This is a genomic window from Arthrobacter sp. Y3222053 (assembly GCF_059092805.1).
The window spans coordinates 61,190-78,251 of record NZ_JBNHIA010000005.1 but is presented as its reverse complement, the minus strand read 5'-3'; the positions used below and the strand labels follow the sequence as shown (position 1 = coordinate 78,251).

Sequence of the window (17,062 nt, the reverse complement as noted above, 5' to 3'; positions counted from 1 at the left end):
CACTGCCTGGACTACCGGCCGCTGACGCAGACCAGATAGCGGGCGTAGTCAATGGCGTAGCGGAGCCAGCCGATCACGTCCCACCAGTGCCGCGGCTTGGACGGAGCTAGGCAGACCGGTCCGGGCTGCTCGGCCTGTTCCACGGTCACCGGCAGGCTCACCGTGGTGCCCGACGGGTCGGCCGTCAGGACCAGGGTCCCCGCACCGGCCGCCGTCGACGCCGGCAGGGTGAGCGTGACGGTGGCGCTGCCGGCCGTGACCGGCGTGCTGCCCAGCGCCCTGGTGGTTCCCGCGGCGTCGACGAAGCTGGCCGCCAGCGAGGTGTTGGCCGGGCTGCCGAGCGAGGTCAGGTCGAGCCGGCCCACCGAGAAGGTGCTGGATGCACCGGCGGTGAGCGCCGTCGGGGCGCCCTGGACCTGCACGCCCTGGCGCGCGAAGTCCGGGGAGACCGGGCTGTTGGCCTGCAGGTAGCTGATCCACGCGTCCCGGTCGATCAGCCCGGTGTCGCGGACGTCGGTTCCCTCGCGGAAGACGGTGAAGTTGTCCCCGCCCTGGGCCAGGAAGCTGAACGTGCCGATCCGGTAGGAGCGGCCGGTGTCCAGCGGCTCGCCGTTGACGGTGACCGTCTGGATTCGGGAGCCGGCTGGCTGGTCCGGATCGAAGGTGTAGGTCACGTTGTCGGACAGGCCCAGGGCCAGGAAGGGCCGGGAGCTCCCTTCGGGCTGCCACTGCTGCTCCAGCATCGTCTTGACCTGCGCCCCGGTGAGCGTGGTGGTCCAGAGGTTGTTGACGAACGGAAGCACCGCGTTGGCCTCGGCGTAGGTGATGACGCCGTCCTCGCCGTAGTAGAGCTCGGCGCGCAGTCCGCCGGGGTTGGTGACGCCGATTTCGGCGGCGCCGCGCTCCGGTGCGGCCAGCGAGGCCAGCAGCGAGTCGGCCACCAGGTTGCCCAGGGTGGACTCGGCGCTGCGGTCGTCGCGGTTGCCGCCGTTGAAGGCGGTGGTGATGTCGGCGGTCACCGAGCCGATCGGCTGGTTCCCCACCTCGGCCGCGTAGGCCAGGGCGGCGTCGACGATGCGCTGGACCTCGGCCACCGCCGGGTAGGCGGCGACCAGTTCCGCGGCGGGTGCCGCGGTCCGTGCCACGTTGCCCGCGGTGTAGGAGAGGACCTCATCGGTCTCTTCGTTGTACTCGAGGCGGATCTGCCCGATGAACTCACCGTAGGAGCCGGTCTGGACCACCGGGCGGGTCTTGCCGTCCGCACCGGGCACCGGGGCGTCCCACGCGTACTGCTTGTGCGTGTGGCCGGTGTAGATCGCGTCGACGAGCGGGCTGGTTTCGGTGACGATCCCGGCGAAGGCGCCGCCGCCGGCGACCTCCTCTTCCAGGGTGGCGCCGTCGGGGGTGCCCGCGCCGGCACCCTCGTGGTACTCGGCGATGATGACGTCGGCCAGGCCGTCGGCGGCCAGCTGCTCCGCCACCCGGTTGACTGCCTCCACCGGGTCCCCGAACTCCAGGTCGGCGATGCCGCCGGGGCTGACCAGGGCCCCGGTCTCCTCAGTCACGGCGCCGATCACGGCGACGTCGACGCCGTTGACGTCCAGGATCGTGTACTCGGGCAGGGCCGGGGTGTCCGTACCCTTCCGGTACACGTTCGCGCCGAGGTAGCTGAAGTCCGACGCCGGCACGACCCTGTCGGTCAGGTCGGCGAAGCCGCCGTCGAATTCGTGGTTGCCCACCGCGGAGGCGCGCAGCCCGAGCGCGTTCAGCACGTCGAGGGTCGGCTGGTCCTGCTGCACCGAGGAGGCGAAGAGGGACGCGCCGATGTTGTCGCCGGCCGAGAGGAACAGCGAGCTGCCCTCGGGCGAGGCGGCCTTGAGCTGTTCGACCGTGCCCGCGAAGTTCACGGTGTTCGCGTCGATCCGCCCGTGGAAATCGTTGATGTTCAGCAGGTTCAGCTCGGTGGTCTCCGCCTCGGCCGGGCTCAGGTCCAGGCCGACGAGGATCGGATCGTGGTCAGAGGACCGGTAGGGATTTGGGGCGTGGAAATCGGTGACGTTGTAGTTGTACCGGCTGTACTCCAGGGCCAGCGGCTCCACCGAGTTGATGTTCCAGATGTCGGTGCCGGTGACGTCCTCGGCGGCCGCCGGTGACGCCAGCACATGGTCCAGGGAGCCGACCATGCCGCCGAAGGCGTAGGAGTGCTTGCCGGTGCCCTGGCCCAGGTTGACGTAGCCGGCGTCGGTGAACACCTGCATCGGATCCTCGGCGGCGTAGGAGTTGAAGTCGCCCAGCAGGAAAACCCGCTCGGTGCCGGCGTCGGCCGCCACCGAGTCGGCGAAGTCGGCGACGGCGCGCGCCTGCCGCACCCGGTCGGCGTTCCAGCCGCCCTGCCCGGTGTCGGCGTTCTCGCCCGAGTCCGGAGCCGAGCCTTTGGACTTGAAGTGGTTCGCGATCGCCACGAAGCTCTCGCTGTCCGCCCCACCGGCGGGCTTGAAGGCCTGGGCCAGCGGCTCGCGGGCGTTGGAGAACACGGATTCGTCGTTGAGGATGACGGACTCGCCCACGGGCTCGGCGGCGGCCGTGCGGTAAATGAAGGCCGTGCGGATGACGTCCTCATCGTCCGGCAGGTCCGCCGGTGAACGGACGTAGTCCCAGGTCCCGGGGGCGGCCTCGTTCAGGGCCGCCGTGAGGTGGGCCAGTGCCGCATCGCGGTCCTTGCCGAGCGCGGCGGAGTTTTCGATCTCCATCAGCCCGACGACGTCGGCCCCGAGCGCGTTGATCGCGGACACGATCTTGGCCTGCTGGCGTTCAAGGCTGGCCTCGTTCGCCGCGCCGCGCGCATCGCAGCCGCCGCGGACGGTCACCGGGGTGCCGGCGCGGTCGTTGTAGTAGGTGCAGCCGGCGAGCTGGTCTCCGGTGGTGCTGAAGTAGTTGAGCACGTTGAACGAGGCGAGCTTCAGGTTCCCGCCCACGCTCTGCGGCGCCGCGGTGCGGGTGTCCTCGAACACCGCCGGCTGCACGGCCGCGGCATTGGCGGGCGTGAGCTCGGTCAGCGGCTGGAACTTCCAGGCGCTGTTGCGGTAGTCCAGGATCACGCTCGTGGTGAAGGTGGCGGCCGCGCCGATGCGCAGCGGATCCTCCGTCGTCAGGTAGGGCAGCGGCTTGCCCTGGTTGGCGGCGGACAGGAAGTTGGTGGAGGCCCCGTCGTCGAGCTTGACGGCCTTCGCCGCGTTGGCGGCGACCACGGCGGCGTGCTCGGGCGATCCGACGGGCGCGACGGCGGTGGGCTGGACCAGCGGGTCGGTTCCGGCGGCGAGCCCGATCTCCGCGTACTGGTTCAGCGTGTAGTTGTCGGTGACGGTGAACTCGCCCTGCGGCGCCAGCAGCATGCCTTCGAGGGCTTCGCGCTGGGCTTCTTCAGCCGGCCAGCTAACGGCTGCCGGCTTGACTTCGGGAGCGGGCTCGGTGAGCTTGCTCATGCCGCCTGCGGCGACGGTGAGTTGGGTCAGCCCGTAGTACTCGCCGACGGTGCCGCTCACCTGGACGTAGTCGCCGACGGCGACCTGCCCCGCCGTGGCGGCGGAGAAGATGAACAGGCCGTGCGAGGCGGCATGGTCCGGGCCCAGGTCGCCCCCGGTGCCCGGTGTCTGGATGTAGTACCCGTTGAAGCCGCCGGTCGGGTACACGGCGGTGACCTTGCCCCGGGTCGTGGCCTGGGCGCCGACCAGGGCACTGGCCTCGCCGGTGCCCTGGATGTCGGCGATGGCGACGACGTCGGCCGGTTCAGTCGGCGTGGGCGTGGGCGTGGGTTCCGGCTCCGGTTCAGGCTCGGTGCCGGCGCCGGCGGTGTTGGTCGGTGTCACCGTGCTGCTCAGCGTGAAGTCGGCGGCGTTGTTGTCCGAGTCCACGGCGCCGGTGCGGTTCAGCGACCTCGGGTCGGAGTTGCCGGAGGGCACGCCGGCGGCCGCTGTCTCGAAGGTGTTGGAGGTGCCGTAGCCCAGCAGGTCCACCACGCCGGGCCGGGCGGTCACCGAGCCGGTGGGCAGCGGATTCACCGCCGTGGGCTGGCTGGCAAGCACGAGCGTTCCGGCGCTGCCCGAGAAGCTGGCACCGATGGTCGCGTCGGCGGCCGGCAGCGGGACGCCGTTGGAGCCGTTGCTCGCACCCTGGACCAGGTAGTAGCCGCCGGGCTCGATGCTGCCGGACAGCCGGGCGACGCCGGTGGGGGCCGCCGTCGTGCCCGCCGCCCGGTACTGCAGCGACCAGCCGTCAAGGCTGACCGGAGCGTCGGTGGGGTTGTGCAGCTCGACGAACTTGTGGGTGAACGGAGCGTTGGCGCTGCCTCCGCTCAGATACGCCTCATTGATGATGACGCCGTCCGCCGGCTCGGCCGCGGCGGCCGGCACCGCCGCCAGCGGCGCGGCGAGCAGGCCCGCCGACAGGGCGGTGCCCAGGACAGCCTTCCAGGATGAAGGTCTCATGCCTCATGCTCCTCAGCGGTCCCCGGACCGCGGTTGCGTTGCCGCGGTGTGCGGCAGGATACGAGTGGTGTTGCAAAGGGAATAGTACGGATAGTAGGTGACACTCGTTACACGCAGATGTCCGGCGGGGGAACGGAGGGCGGCAGCGGGGCCGCTTTCGGGCGTGGGATACTGGCCGCAGGCGGCCGGGGCGGCCGTTTGCGGCCGTGCCGGCAGGAGCGCGGCCGGCGACCCGGGAGCGGTGGAGAGGCAGTGCACACAACAGCAGGACAGGCCGGCAGCCGGCACGAGGTCCGTTCCCACCGCCTCGCCGACGGGCGGCAGGCGCTGTTCTTCACCGATCCCGGCCACGCTCCCGTTGACCACATTGAAGACCCACGGGCGCTGGATCCGCGGGCGGGCGGCGGGGAGCTGCGCTTCGACCGGCTCACGGGCGAGTGGGTGGCCGTCGCTGCGCACCGCCAGGCCCGCACCTACCTGCCCCCGGCGGACCAGTGCCCGCTCTGCCCCTCCCGCGACGGCCGGCAGACCGAGATCCCGGCCTCGGACTTCGACGTCGTGGTGTTCGAGAACCGCTTCCCCTCGCTCGGCCCGGATCTGGGGGAGCTGCCCGAAGCGGCGGACGACGACGCCGGCCGGAGCCTGTGGGGCGTTCCGGCTCCCGCCGTCGGGCGCTGCGAAGTGGTGGTCTTTACCTCCGACCACCACGGGTCCTTCGCCCGGCTGGGCGCGGACCGGGCCCGGACCGTGGTGGAGGCCTGGGCGCAGCGCACGGAGTCCCTCTCCGCGCTGCCGGGCATCCGCCACGTGTTTCCGTTCGAGAACCGCGGGCAGGACATCGGGGTGACCCTGCATCACCCGCACGGCCAGATCTACGCCTATCCGTACCCTGCCCCGTACGCGGCGCGCCTGGCGGAGCGGTCGCGGCGGCACCTGGCGGACACCGGACGCCCGCTGATGGGCGAACTGCTGCGCAGCGAGAGCGAGGCCGGCGACCGGATGGTCCTGCAGGGTGGGCACTTTTCCGCCTACGTGCCTTACGCCGCCCGCTGGCCGCTGGAGGTCCACCTGGTGCCGCACCGGCAGGTGCCGGACCTGGCGGCCCTGTCGGCCGCCGAGCGGGACGAGCTCGCGGTCCTCTATCCGGACCTGCTCGCCCGGCTGGACCGGCTGTATCCGACGCCGACCCCGTACATCGCGGCCTGGCACCAGGCCCCGGTCAACGGCGCGGACCGCGAAGCCGGCTGGCTGCACCTGCAGCTGACCAGCCCGCGCCGCGCCGAGGACAAGCTGAAGTTCCTGGCCGGGTCCGAGACCGCGATGGGCGCCTTCATCAACGACGTACCCGCAGAGAAGGCCGCGGCGCGCCTGCGGGAGGCAGCCCGATGACCGCCTCACACCCGGCGGCCGACGCCGGACACCTCCGCCGCTCCCGCCTGGCCGGCGCCTTCACCGAGGAATACGGCACCGCCCCCGACGGCCTCTGGCGCGCGCCCGGCCGCGTCAACCTCATCGGCGAGCACACGGACTACAACGACGGCTTCGTGCTGCCGTTCGCGATTGACCGCTCGGTGCTGGCCGCAGTGCGGCTGCGTCCGGACGGTGGCACGGTGCGGCTCGCCTCCACCTATTCCCCTGACCGCTCCGGCCTCTCCCGCAGCAGCTTCGATCCCGCCGCGCTGGCCCCGGGCACGGTCCCCGGATGGGGCGCCTATCCGGCCGGCGTCGTGCACGCCCTGCAGGCCGCCGGCCACCAGGTGCCCGGCTTCGACCTGCTGCTGGACTCCACCGTCCCCGTTGGCGCCGGGCTGTCCTCCTCGCACGCCGTGGAGGTGGCGGCCGCCGTCGCGCTGAACGAGCTGCTGGGCCTGGACCTGTCCGCACCCGAACTTGTCCGGCTCACCCAGCGGGCGGAGAACGACTTCGTGGGCGCCCCCACCGGCATCATGGACCAGTCCGCCTCGCTGATGGGCAGCCGCGGCCGTGCGCTCTTCCTCGACTGCCAGACCCTGTCCGGGCAGGCCGTTCCGCTGCCGCTCGCCGAGCAGGGCCTGACGGTCCTGGTCATTGACACCCGGATCTCGCACTCGCATACTGACGGCGGCTACGGGGCCCGCCGGGCCGCCTGCGACGCCGCAGCGGCGGCCTTCGGGGTGCCCTCACTGCGGCAGCTGCCCGCGGAAGCGGACCTGTCCCGGCTGGATTCCACCACTGCGGCGCGGGTGCAGCACGTCCTGGCCGAGAACGAGCGCGTCCTGGCGGCCGTCCGGGCGCTGCAGGAGGGGCGGATCCGCGACGTCGGCCCCCTGCTTACCGACAGCCACCGGTCCCTGCGCGACCTGTATGAGGTGTCGTGCCCGGAGCTGGATGCCGCCGTCGACGCCGCGCTCGCCGGCGGCGCCCTCGGCGCCCGGATGACCGGCGGTGGATTTGGCGGCTCCGCCATCGCCCTGCTCGAGGAGGAGGCGGTGGACGTGGTTGCGGCCGCGGTGCAGGCTGAGTTCGCCGCACACGGCTTCGCGGCACCTGCGCTGTTCTCCGTGCTGCCCGCAGACGGCGCCGGCCGGGCCTGAACTGCCCTCAACCGCTTCCGCCCCCAAGGGAGCCGCTGTCATCTGTGGGCACAGCACGACGGCGCCCCGGCCGAAGCCGGAGCGCCGTCGTGCTGTGAAGCGGCGGGGATCAGTTCAGGGCGCCGCGCAGCGATCCTGTGGTCGTCGCACCGGAGGAGGTGGTCAGGTAGCAGAGGATTTCGCGGTCACCGCCGAAATTCCAGGACTCGGGCGTGGGAGTCATGTAGGCGATGGAGATATCGGACAGATCCGGGGCGGTGGGCGATTCGAAGTTTTCCCCGATGTACCCGGTGAGTTCGTTGGCGCAGAACTCCTCGCCGGCAGCCGTAACGGCTTCTTCGCCCGGGTAGGCGCCCGGATCCATGTCATAGGCGGCGAAAACCTCGGCAGTGTGCGGCTGGTCGCACGGAACGAGGTCGACGTCGCCGATTTCCTCTCCGGTCGTTTCATCCAGAATGCAGTCACCGACGTTGAGCTCGGTGGAGTGCACGACCTCCGGGTCAACGGCTTCGACGGTCTCCTCGGCGTCGTCGTCCTCGACGGCGGCGGGTTCGGCGGAAGCAGCTGCGGCAGTCTCCGGCGCCGAGGCGTCCTCGTCTCCGGTGCCGGGAGCGACGGCGCAGCTGGACAGCAGGCCGGCCAGCATTGCGGTAAGAATCAGGTTCCGTGCCCGGACGGCTCGGGATGCGGACGGATTCATTTAATTTCTCCTCAGGAAGTGGTTCGCTTTAGTGGCCGGTACCCCCAACAATGGGCCTCAAACCACCCGAATACCCTACCGGAATATTTCGGCAGTCCCCTTATGTTGCATGCCGGGAAAGCAGGAACCAAGAATTCCATGCAATTGAATGAATGCGGGCTGCCTGCCGGTTAAACGAAACGGCGCCCCCGCGCTGAGGCGGGGGCGCCGTCGTGACTGGCGGAAGGTAAGGGATTCGAACCCTTGAGACGGGGTTACCGCCCACTGGTTTTCAAGACCAGCTCCATCGGCCGCTCGGACAACCTTCCCCACTAGTAGTCTGGCAGATAGCCACGGCCGGCCAAAATCTATCAGCGCCCGAGGAGAAGCATGAAAGCCATCGGAATCACCGCCCCCGGAGGACCCGGAAACCTGCAGCTCACGGAGGCGGCCGATCCGGTTCCCCAGCCGGGTGAAGTGGTCATCGAGGTCGCGGCGGCGGGCCTGAACCGCGCCGATGTGCTCCAGCGGCAGGGCAACTACCCGGTGCCCCCGGGAGCCAGCCCCTATCCCGGCCTGGAGGTTTCCGGGCGCATCGGCGCCGTGGGGGACGGAGTGTCCCAGCTGCAGGTCGGCCAGGAGGTCGTGGCCCTGCTGGCCGGCGGCGGGTACGCCGAGAAGGTTGCGGTCCCGGCGGGGCAGGTGCTGTCGGTGCCGGAGGGCGTGGACCTGGTGACGGCGGCGGCACTGCCCGAGACGGCGGCCACCGTCTATTCCAACCTCTTCATGGAGGCGGACGTCCAGCCCGGAGACTTCGTACTCATCCACGGGGCGGCCGGCGGCATCGGCACCATGGCCATCCAGATGGTCGCCGCCTTCGGCGCGGTGCCCATGGCGACCGCAGGCTCGGCGGTGAAACTGGCCCTGGCCGCGGAGCTGGGCGCCGAAACGCTGATCAACTACCGCGAACAGGACTTCGTGGACGCGGTCCGGGAAGCCACCGGCGGACACGGGGCCGACGCCATCCTCGACGTCGTCGGCGCCAAGTACCTGCAGCGGAACCTCGACGCCCTGGCCACCGGCGGGCGCCTGGTGGTCATCGGGCTGCAGGGCGGCACCCGCGCCGAGCTCGACCTCAACGCCCTGATGCGCAAGCGGGCCGGGATCATCGGCACGACCCTGCGCTCGCGGCCGGTGGAGGAGAAGAGCGCCATCATGGCCGCCCTGCAGCGCAGCGTGTGGCCGCTGGTGGAGGCAGGGCAGGTCCGCGCCCTGGTGGACCGGACGTTCCCGCTGGCCGAGGCAGCCGCCGCCCATGAGTACTTCGACTCGGGCGAGCACAAGGGCAAAATCCTCCTCACCGTCTAGCGGCGGGCGGCGCCCCGGTGCCGGAGGGCGACGTCGGCGGACCGCTTCGGATCCAACCCGGCGCGCGACGCGGGCGCCTCCTATGCCGTACGTCACATTCCCGATGCTAGCGTCTGATGGGCAGGGCCGGTCCCTGCCCATCACCGCGGCCTCCACTGGGCCGCAGGACGCATACCAAAGGGGAAAACATGAGCGCGAAGCAACGGCGCCGCGACGGTGCAGCCGCCGGCGACGCCGCCGTCCTGGAACAGGACCCGAACCTGCCCCCGGTGGCCGTCGACCCCGAGGCCGAGGCCGCCGCCAAACGCTGGACTCCGGGGAAAATTGCCCTCTGGACGGGCATTGCCCTGCTCGGCGGGATCAGCTGGACCATGCTGGCGATCGTCCGCGGCGAGACGGTCAACGCCATCTGGTTCGTCTTTGCCGCCGTCTGCACCTACCTCATCGGCTACCGCTTCTACTCGAAGCTGATTGAGCGCAAGCTCCTGAAGCCCGATGACCGGCGTGCCACTCCCGCCGAGTACAACGCCGACGGCAAGGACTTCGCAGCCACCGACCGCCGCGTCCTCTACGGCCACCACTTCGCCGCCATCGCCGGTGCCGGGCCCCTGGTCGGGCCCGTGCTCGCCGCGCAGATGGGGTACCTGCCGGGCACCATCTGGATCATCGTCGGCGTGGTCCTCGCCGGTGCCGTCCAGGACTACCTGGTGATGTTCTTCTCGATGCGCCGCGGCGGCCGTTCCCTGGGCCAGATGGCCCGCGAGGAGCTCGGCGTCATCGGCGGCACCGCCGCCCTGCTGGCCACCCTGGCCATCATGATCATCATCGTCGCGATCCTGGCCCTGGTCGTCGTCAACGCCCTCGGCGAAAGCCCGTGGGGCGTCTTCTCCGTGGCGATGACCATTCCCATCGCCCTGTTCATGGGCGTGTACCTGCGCTACCTGCGGCCGGGCAAGGTCACCGAGGTGTCCATCATCGGCTTCGTGCTGCTGATGGCCGCCATCATCGGCGGCGGCTGGATCGCCGAGTCCCCGCTGGCCGAGTTCTTCACCCTGGACCGGACCACCATCGCCTGGGGCATCATCATCTACGGCTTCATTGCCGCCGTCCTGCCCGTCTGGCTGCTGCTGGCTCCGCGGGACTACCTCTCCACGTTCATGAAGATCGGCACCATCGTCATGCTCGCCGTGGCCATCATCGTGGTCCGGCCGGAGATCGCCGTGCCCGCGGTGAGCGAGTTCGCCTCGCGCGACGACGGACCGGTGGTCGCCGGCCCGCTCTTCCCGTTCCTGTTCGTCACCATCGCGTGCGGCGCCCTGTCCGGCTTCCACGCCCTGATCTCCTCGGGCACGACGCCGAAGATGATCGAAAAGGAACGCCAGACCCGGTTCATCGGCTACGGCGGCATGCTCATGGAGTCCTTCGTGGCGATCATGGCCCTGGTCGCCGCCATCTCGATCGACCGCGGCATCTACTTCGCGATGAACTCCTCCGCCGCAGCCACCGGCGGCACCGTGGAGGGCGCCGTCGCCTTCGTGAACTCGCTGGGCCTGGCCGGAGTGAACCTGACCCCGGACATGCTCACCTCCTTGGCCTCCGACGTCGGCGAGGAGTCGGTGGTCTCGCGCACCGGCGGCGCGCCCACACTCGCCGTCGGCCTGGCGTACATCATGCAGAGCTTCATCGGCGGCCCGGCCATGATGGCCTTCTGGTACCACTTCGCCATCATGTTCGAGGCGCTGTTCATCCTGACCGCGGTCGACGCCGGCACCCGCGTCGCCCGCTTCATGCTGCAGGATTCCATCGGCAACTTCGTGCCGAAGTTCCGGGACACCGGCTGGCGGACCGGAGCCTGGATCTGCACGGCGGTGATGGTGGCAGGCTGGGGATCGATCCTGATCCTGGGCGTCACCGACCCGCTGGGCGGCATCAACACGTTCTTCCCGTTGTTCGGCATCGCCAACCAGCTGCTGGCCGCCATCGCCCTGGCCGTCTGCCTGGCGATCCTGGCGAAGAAGAACGCCTTCAAATGGCTGTGGATCGTGGGCCTGCCGCTGGCCTTCGCCGCGGTGGTGACCATCACGGCATCGATGTACAAGATCTTCTCGCCGGTGCCGGCGGTGGGGTACTGGGCGCAGCACAACGCCTTCAAGGCGGCGCTGGAGCGGGGGGAGACGAGCTTCGGCACCGCCAAGAGCGTGGAGGCGATGGAGGCGGTGGTCCGCAACACCTTCGTCCAGGGCACCCTGTCCATCGTGTTCGTGACGCTGGCCATCATCGTGATCATCACCGCCATCCTGGCCAGCATCCGGTCCTACCGCTCCGGCGGGGCGCCGAGCGCGGAAACGCCGCCGGTGGCCTCCCGGATGTTCGCGCCGGCGGGATTCTTCGCCACCCCGGTGGAGAAGGAAATCATGGCTCAGTGGGGCACGCTGCCCGAGGAGCAGCGCAGGACGGCGGGAGCGGGGCATTGATGGCCGGCGGCACCGCTCCGTCCGGGATCCTGGGCGGACTGCGCGGATTCGTGCGGTTCTTCCGCGACGTCATGGGTGAGGACGCCTACCGCAAGTACCGGGCGCATCACGAGGCCACCGGCTGCGGAGCGGCTCCCATGAGCGAGCGTGAGTTCTGGAAGGACCGGTTCGACCGGCAGGACGCGAACCCGGGCGGACGCTGCTGCTGACCGGCGGCAGGCAGGCGAAGGGCGGCGTCCCACACCGGGGTGCCGCCCTTCGGCGTTCGTAACCCGGCCTTGACATCCGCCATGCAGCGGCTGCTTTCCTTGACTGATGGGAATCTTCCGCAAAGACGACAACGAGCTGCCCTCCGACGAGCACCTGCTGGACGACATCAGCGTCCCCCACGAAGACTTGGGCGCAGAGGATGACCACCTCGCCCAGGACATCAACCGCCCCGAGGAGGACCAGGTGGCCGGCCCGGAGTTCGACGACCGGCACTACACCGCCGGCCAGCTGAACGCCGGGCAGCAGGTCGCCGGGCTCAGCCCGGACGGAGAGTATGCGCGCAACCGCGAAGAAGAGCTCGAAAACTGACCGCGGCATCCCGGCCTCTGCCCCCTGCATGAGAGCATTAAGTCATGAGTGACCAGACCGAATCCGCCTCGTCCACCGGGCCGGTTCCCGCCGACGCCGCGGCTGACGCGCCCCGGGACCCGACGTCGGTCTCCGGGACGGGGGAGCCGGGCGGGCCGGAGGGCGCCGGCGGGAACGGGCCGGTCGCGGAGGCCGGCGACGGCGCCGTGGTCCCGGAAGCCGGCGGGTCCCGCGATGGCGGACCGGCCAGGCTCAAGGACCTGGTGGACGAACCCGCCAAGGTCATGCGGATCGGCACCATGATCAAGCAGCTGCTGGAAGAGGTGCGGAACGCTCCGCTGGACGACGCGGCCCGGAACCGGCTGGCCGAGATCCATGAGCGCTCCCTCAAGGAGTTGAAGGATGGACTGGCCCCTGAACTGGTCAGCGAACTGCAGCGCATCAACCTGCCCTTCCTCGATGACACGGTCCCCACCGACGCCGAGCTGCGGATCGCCCAGGCCCAGCTGGTCGGCTGGCTGGAAGGCCTCTTCCGCGGTATCCAGACCGCCATCGCCGCGCAGCAGACAGCCAACCAGCAACTCGCCTCCCGCCTGCAGCTGCGCCAGCTGCCGCCGGGCACCGTGCTGGCCCCGGGCGTCATTGTCGGCGAGGACGGCGAACCCCGCCGCGCAGGCGGACCCGGACAGCAGCCCCGCGCGGCCCGCAGCGCCGAACCCCAGTCCGGCCCCGGCCAGTACCTTTAGGTCATGGCACTGTTTGCAGCCGCCCGGAGGGGGCGGAAGGACGACGTCGAACTCGGGCGGGGAGTGTGGCGGCGTGCCCACGACCGTTTCACCCGAGGCCTGGACCGGTATCACCAGATGCTCGAAGGGGTGGAGGACGACGCCCTGTACAACGAGCTGGCGCTGGTGGCCAACACTCTTTCGGACCTGTTGCCCCGGGTCCGGCAGGCCTGCGCCCAGGCGCAGAAGCTGCACCCCAGCGACGGCCAGGACATCCCCGGGGCGCTGATCAGCGTGCACCGGGCCCTGTCCCGCAGCGGCAATTCGCTCGCCGCGACCGCCGAGGCGGCCGCCATGTCCCGGCTGGAGGGCGAGCGGTGGGGCATTGCCTCCGCGGGCCTGGAGAACGTGCGGCGTCGGGCGGCGCTGGTCGTCCGGGACGTCGAAGAGGCCGAAGCGCTGCTGTCCGCCGCCTCCTGAGCCCGCGGGAACGGACGATCGTTCGCGGGGAGCAAACAACGGCCGGCATGGCCCTGGCCGGCCATCGGCTGCTGCAAGGATGGGTCCCATGACAACATCACCATTCGTGACCCTCAACGACGGCAACACCATCCCCCAGCTCGGCTACGGCGTGTGGCGGGTGGAGGACAAGGTCGCCGAGGAGGTCGTCGGCAAGGCCTTCAAGGTCGGCTACCGGCACATCGACACCGCCCGCATCTACGGGAACGAGGAGGGCGTGGGCCGGGCGATCGCCGCGTCCGGCCTGGACCGCGACGAGCTGTTCATCACCACCAAGGTCTGGAACGCGGACCAGGGCTACGAGTCCACGATCGCCGCCTTCGAGGCGTCCATGGAGCGGCTGGGCCTGGAGACCCTGGACCTGTACCTGATCCACTGGCTGCAGCCGAAGCAGGGCAAGTACGTCGACACGTGGAAGGCGATGATCGAGCTGCAGAAGCGCGGCCGGGTGAAGTCCATCGGCGTCTGCAACTTCACCAAGGAAGCCCTGCAGGAGCTGATCGACGAAACCGGCGTCACCCCGGTGCTGAACCAGGTGGAAACCCACCCGTACTTCAACCAGGCGGACCTGCGCGCCTTTGAGGCGGAACACAACATCCTGCACGAGTCCTGGTCCCCGCTGGGCTCCGGTGAGGGCCTGCTCGAGGACCCGCAGCTGAAGGAGATCGCCGCCAAGTACGACGGCGCGACCCCCGCCCAGGTCGTCCTCGCCTGGCACCTGGCGCTGGGGAACATCGTGATCCCCAAGTCGGTCACCGAGTCCCGCATCGCCGAGAACTGGAAGGCGCTGGACCTGACCCTCTCCGATGAGGACGTCCAAGCGATCACCGTGATGGACAAGGGCCCGGAGGGCCGTATCGCCGCCGACCCCGCGGTCTCCGACTTCCAGTAGGCGGACCGCCGCGGGCAGCCGCAGGACCTGGCGGCCATGTGCCGTTCCCTCGCAGGCGGGGTTCCGTCAGGCGGCTGCGAAGTCCTCGAGGGACGCGCGCAGCGGCCAGTCCTGGCCTTCCAGGATGAGCTGGGCGCACTGCCCCGTGGAGGAGTTCAGCACGATCGGCGCCAGCAGGTTCACGGTGGTACCGGACAGTGCCGGGTTGGCGACCACCAGAACCCATGCCTCGGAGGGTTCCCGCAGGCCCAGCATGCGCTGCTGCTCGTCGGAAATCCGCGGCGCGTAGCCGGGCAGGTACGCGCCGGCGTCGAGCAGGAACAGCCGGGAAACGCCGCTGCCCGGCTCCCGGGGCACGAGCGAGAACAGGCCGACGGCGCCGTCGACCTCCTCCAGCAGATAGTGCACCTGCGGCTCCAGGCCCGGAGGAGGCGTAACGAAGGTCAGCGGCTGGCTCATCGCAGGAAGTCCATCAGGGTCGGCTGCAGCACCCGGGCCGTGACGGCCAGGGCCGACTGATAGGCCACTTCCTGGAGCTTGAGGTCCATGATCACCTTGGCGGTGTCGAGGTCCTCGATGCCCGAGCGGCGGGTCTCCAGCGCCACGGCCTGCTCCATGTTCTGCTCCTCGGCGCTCAGCGTGCGGGCATGCCGGACGCCGACCTCGGTGTGGACGGTCAGCACGGCGTTGATGCGGGCGTCAAGGTCGGGGGAGAGGGCAGCGCCGGTGCCGTTGCCGCGCAGGTCCGCCGCCAGGTCATCGAGCAGCTTGAAGACCGAGGAGTCGCCCTCCCCGAAGACCGTGGTTCCGTCCACGTCCACGCGGACACTGGTGTGCACGTCGACGCGGCGCTCGACCGGTCCGTGCTTGTCGGCCTCGGTGGCCCCGGTGTAGGCGTATGAGTCGGCGGTGAAGGCATGGCCGGCGTCGGAGTTGCCGGCGAAGACGGTGCGGCCCAGATACGTGGTGTTCGCCTGGCCCAGAAGGTCCTGCTTCAGGCCCTCGATCTCCGTGGCAATGGCGCCCCGGTCGGCCGGGCTCAGGGCAGCGCCGCCGGCGGTCACCGCGAGGTCCTTGACCCGGCGCAGGATGTCGGTCGTGTTCGCCAGGGCCTGGTCCGCGGTAACCAGCCAGCCGCCGGCGTCGGAAATGTTCGCCTTGTGCTGCGCGTTGGCGCGGATCTCGGCGCGCACCTTCATGGCATCCGCGGTGCCGGTGGGGTTGTCCGAGGGGCGGGTGATGGCCGCCGAGGTGGTGGCCTGCTCCTGCAGCTTGGCCAGGCGTGAGAGGTTCGCCTGCAGGTTCGCCTGGGCGCTGCGCGCCATCGTGGCGTTGGTGGTGCGGGTGATCACGGGCCTTACCTTCCGACGATTCCGGTGCGGTTGATCAGGGTGTCCAGCATCTCGTCGATGGCGGTCATGACCCGGGCCGCACCCTGATAGGCGTGCTGGTAGGCCAGCAGATTGACGTTTTCCTCGTCCAGGTCCACGGAGGCGTTCGCCAGCTGTGCGTCCTGGGCACCGACGGCGGCCACCGAGGCCAGGTTGGCCTGCTGCAGTTCGGTGCGGGTGGCAGTACCGGTGGAGGTGACGAACGACGCCCAGAGCTTGTCCGCGCTGTCCAGCTTGGAGATTGCATCGGCCACCGAGGTGTCCAGGGCGCCCTTGCCTGCCGCGCCGGCGGCGATGCCGGAGGCGTCGTCCGGCACCACGGCGAGCGAGCGGGCTGGGTCGGCGGGATCGTAGCTGAAGAAGGCGAGGCCGGTGTTGCCCTCGGTGGTGTGGCCGGTGCGGTGCAGGTCGTTGACCGAATCGGCGAGCCCGCGGGCGACGGCGTTGTAGGACTCAGCGGCCGCGGCCAGTCCGCCGCCGGCGCGGGAGGAGGCCAGCATGGAGACCGCTCCGCCCATTTCCCCGCCCACGGCGGCGCGGGCATCCAGCCCGTCGCCGCGGTGGGACCAGGTGACCACCGGTCCGGTGCCGGCGCCCATGGTGCGGTCCCCGGAGACCTCGAGGCGGCGGGCCGAGTCTCCGGATACCAGCGCGTTGCCGTCCACGAGGACGTCCACCATGCCGTCGCGGGATTCGCGGACGGTGGCGCCGGACAGGGCGGACAGCGTGGTGATGGCGGCGCTGCGCTGGTCCAGCAGCTCGTTGGCGTTGCCGCCGGCGGCCAGGGTCGAGCGGATCTGCGCGTTCAGGTCGGCCACCTGCCCGGCGGCGGCGTTCAGTTCACTTGTCATGTCCTGCAGGTCTGCGTGCAGGGAGTTCCACTGGGCGGCCACGTCGTCGTACCCGGTGCGCAGCTTGACCGCCAGTTCCTGGGCCTGGTCGATGACGACGGCGGCGGAGGTGTTGTCGCCGGGCTTGCTGACGACGCCCTGCCAGGCGGCGGAGAATTCCTGCAGCGAGGCGGAGAGGCCGTTCTTGCCCGGCTCCTTGAGGCTCTGCTCCAGGGCGGCAAAGGCATTGGCGCGGACCGCCGTGAAGCCCGCAACCGCTGCGGTGGAGCGGACCCTGGTATCCAGCTGCAGGCTGCCCAGGCGGGCGATGCCGTCCACCCCGACGCCCTGACCCACCGAGATGCCGGCGGGGAAACGGCCGACTTGGGCCAGTGCCGGGGCGGCCGACGTCGTCACCCGCTGCCGGGTGTAGCCGGGGGTGTTCACGTTGGCGACGTTCTGGCCCACGACGTCCAAGCCCCGACGTGCTGCGACGAGTCCGGAGTAGGCCGAGTTGAGGCCGCTGAAGGTGCTCATGAAGGAAGGGG

The 17,062-nt window shown here is 70.3% G+C and carries 14 protein-coding genes and 1 tRNA gene; 9 read left to right on the top strand and 6 right to left on the bottom strand.

The features are described from left to right. Positions 1 to 11: 11 nt before the first annotated feature. Positions 12 to 4,484 carry an ExeM/NucH family extracellular endonuclease gene (locus AC5RUW_RS13280; RefSeq protein ID WP_494161134.1) on the bottom strand — a complete coding sequence of 1,491 codons (4,473 nt, stop codon included), beginning with the start codon at positions 4,482 to 4,484 and terminating at the stop codon, positions 12 to 14. 252 nt (positions 4,485 to 4,736) lie between these two features. Here AC5RUW_RS13280 and galT point away from each other — a divergent pair, with 252 nt between their 5' ends. Next, positions 4,737 to 5,873: a galactose-1-phosphate uridylyltransferase gene (gene galT, locus AC5RUW_RS13275; protein ID WP_494161133.1), complete on the top strand. Its 1,137-nt coding sequence runs from the start codon at positions 4,737 to 4,739 to the stop codon at positions 5,871 to 5,873. Further along, the gene (gene galK / locus AC5RUW_RS13270) at positions 5,870 to 7,057 is read left to right on the top strand and encodes a galactokinase (protein ID WP_494161132.1); all 1,188 of its coding nucleotides are present in this window, start codon (positions 5,870 to 5,872) and stop codon (positions 7,055 to 7,057) included. The genes galT and galK overlap by 4 nt, the downstream gene beginning before the upstream one ends. A gap of 109 nt (positions 7,058 to 7,166) precedes the next feature. Here galK and AC5RUW_RS13265 read toward each other — a convergent pair whose 3' ends face one another. Beyond that, entirely contained in the window at positions 7,167 to 7,757 is a 591-nt protein-coding gene (locus AC5RUW_RS13265) for a septum formation family protein (RefSeq protein ID WP_494161131.1), read from the bottom strand. Between the two features lie 217 nt (positions 7,758 to 7,974). Next, positions 7,975 to 8,065, bottom strand: a tRNA-Ser gene (locus AC5RUW_RS13260). A gap of 61 nt (positions 8,066 to 8,126) precedes the next feature. Here AC5RUW_RS13260 and AC5RUW_RS13255 point away from each other — a divergent pair. The 7 genes from AC5RUW_RS13255 to AC5RUW_RS13225 all read left to right on the top strand — a co-directional run bounded on the left by AC5RUW_RS13255 (position 8,127) and on the right by AC5RUW_RS13225 (position 14,293). Then, positions 8,127 to 9,104: an NAD(P)H-quinone oxidoreductase gene (locus AC5RUW_RS13255; RefSeq protein ID WP_494161130.1), complete on the top strand. Its 978-nt coding sequence runs from the start codon at positions 8,127 to 8,129 to the stop codon at positions 9,102 to 9,104. Between the two features lie 188 nt (positions 9,105 to 9,292). Beyond that, complete coding sequence (locus tag AC5RUW_RS13250; RefSeq protein WP_494161129.1) at positions 9,293 to 11,578, top strand: carbon starvation CstA family protein; 2,286 nt, start codon at positions 9,293 to 9,295, stop codon at positions 11,576 to 11,578. After that, positions 11,578 to 11,787, top strand: a complete 210-nt coding sequence (locus tag AC5RUW_RS13245; protein WP_494161128.1) for a YbdD/YjiX family protein — start codon at positions 11,578 to 11,580, stop codon at positions 11,785 to 11,787. The genes AC5RUW_RS13250 and AC5RUW_RS13245 overlap by 1 nt, the downstream gene beginning before the upstream one ends. 106 nt (positions 11,788 to 11,893) lie before the next feature. Next, the gene (locus AC5RUW_RS13240; RefSeq protein WP_494161127.1) at positions 11,894 to 12,157 is read left to right on the top strand and encodes a hypothetical protein; all 264 of its coding nucleotides are present in this window, start codon (positions 11,894 to 11,896) and stop codon (positions 12,155 to 12,157) included. Positions 12,158 to 12,201: 44 nt separating this feature from the next. Continuing rightward, the gene (locus AC5RUW_RS13235; protein ID WP_494161126.1) at positions 12,202 to 12,903 is read left to right on the top strand and encodes a bacterial proteasome activator family protein; all 702 of its coding nucleotides are present in this window, start codon (positions 12,202 to 12,204) and stop codon (positions 12,901 to 12,903) included. A 3-nt stretch (positions 12,904 to 12,906) separates the two neighbouring features. Next, entirely contained in the window at positions 12,907 to 13,362 is a 456-nt protein-coding gene (locus AC5RUW_RS13230) for a hypothetical protein (RefSeq protein WP_494008298.1), read from the top strand. A gap of 88 nt (positions 13,363 to 13,450) precedes the next feature. Further along, complete coding sequence (locus AC5RUW_RS13225; RefSeq protein ID WP_494161125.1) at positions 13,451 to 14,293, top strand: aldo/keto reductase; 843 nt, start codon at positions 13,451 to 13,453, stop codon at positions 14,291 to 14,293. A gap of 66 nt (positions 14,294 to 14,359) precedes the next feature. Here the strand turns inward: AC5RUW_RS13225 and AC5RUW_RS13220 are convergent, their stop codons facing one another. The 3 genes from AC5RUW_RS13220 to flgK are packed head-to-tail and all read right to left on the bottom strand — an operon-like array spanning position 14,360 to position 17,051. Then, a complete protein-coding gene (locus AC5RUW_RS13220; RefSeq protein WP_494008300.1) occupies positions 14,360 to 14,752 on the bottom strand; it encodes a flagellar assembly protein FliW in 393 nt (130 codons plus the stop codon). Next, positions 14,749 to 15,645 (bottom strand): flagellar hook-associated protein FlgL, encoded by an 897-nt coding sequence (gene flgL / locus AC5RUW_RS13215; RefSeq protein ID WP_494161124.1) that lies wholly within the window; start codon positions 15,643 to 15,645, stop codon positions 14,749 to 14,751. Before flgL ends, AC5RUW_RS13220 begins: the two co-directional genes overlap by 4 nt. A 5-nt stretch (positions 15,646 to 15,650) precedes the next feature. After that, positions 15,651 to 17,051 carry a flagellar hook-associated protein FlgK gene (gene flgK, locus AC5RUW_RS13210; RefSeq protein WP_494161123.1) on the bottom strand — a complete coding sequence of 467 codons (1,401 nt, stop codon included), beginning with the start codon at positions 17,049 to 17,051 and terminating at the stop codon, positions 15,651 to 15,653. Positions 17,052 to 17,062 lie beyond the last annotated feature (11 nt).